Here is an 840-nt window from a genome sequence, read left to right as displayed (position 1 = left end):
CGCAGACTGCCGCTGGCTGCGCTGAACAATCGTGATTTCGTTGTGTGGGCAGGACATTTCGTGTCCCTCCTTTCGGTAATTGGTGGATGGGGTGGCGTTTTACCACCTCATTTCGGGCAGAAAAAAAGCAGGCAACCTTTTTCAGATTTCCTGCTTGGTGTGCCGCTGTGTGGGCGGCGGGTATTAAGTTGTAAAAGTTCGGGACAAGTTGACCCGATGTGTGAGTGGCAAACTGGAAGTTCTTACGCTTATCAATACCCCCACGTCATTAACTTCCATTCTCCACCTTCACACCGTGCAAGCCACCATGACCAAGTGTATTCTTCGTTCGCCTCCCATGCACCGCCGCCGTTTTTTGGCGAACGGAAACTACTTTTAAATGCAATACATTGCGTAAAGGCTTCTTTATTATCTTCCGTTCTTAAATCATTCATCCATTCAATGTTATCTGCATTGTTGCATTCTTCATCTGGCATATAAGAAAGGCTATGCAATTCACAGCCCTCAAACGAAGCGAACTGCTTTTTTATAATCTCAATGGCAGAATCTATTTCTTCTTTTGAATAAACGGAAGATGCTCCATAATCAATTTCCACTTTTGATGTATCGCCGTTCTTTCCGCATCCGGCAAAGAGAAGAACCAGCACAATGCAAAGCGTTACGGTTATAATCTTTTTCATAGTGAATACCTCCAACTCCCGATTTCTCATTGACTTCATTATACTTTATTCGACCCTCAAAGTACAGAGAGCTTTTGTAAAACTTGTCGGCTGGGAACAGCTTACAACGCAAGGTGTCCCCAGATGGCAAGTCCACAAAAGGGTAGCTGGCGGCAGCCAG

General features: G+C 45.2%; 1 protein-coding gene. It reads right to left on the bottom strand.

The window, feature by feature from the left end:
• Positions 1–251: 251 nt before the first annotated feature.
• Positions 252–680, bottom strand: a complete 429-nt coding sequence (locus DXB83_RS16320; protein ID WP_055218800.1) for a hypothetical protein — start codon at positions 678–680, stop codon at positions 252–254.
• Between the last annotated feature and the right edge of the window lie 160 nt (positions 681–840).

The sequence above is a fragment of the Blautia sp. OM06-15AC genome (assembly GCF_003481425.1).
In the GTDB taxonomy this organism is placed as follows: domain Bacteria; phylum Bacillota; class Clostridia; order Lachnospirales; family Lachnospiraceae; genus Fusicatenibacter; species Fusicatenibacter saccharivorans.
This window is presented reverse-complemented; position numbering and strand designations above follow the sequence as displayed.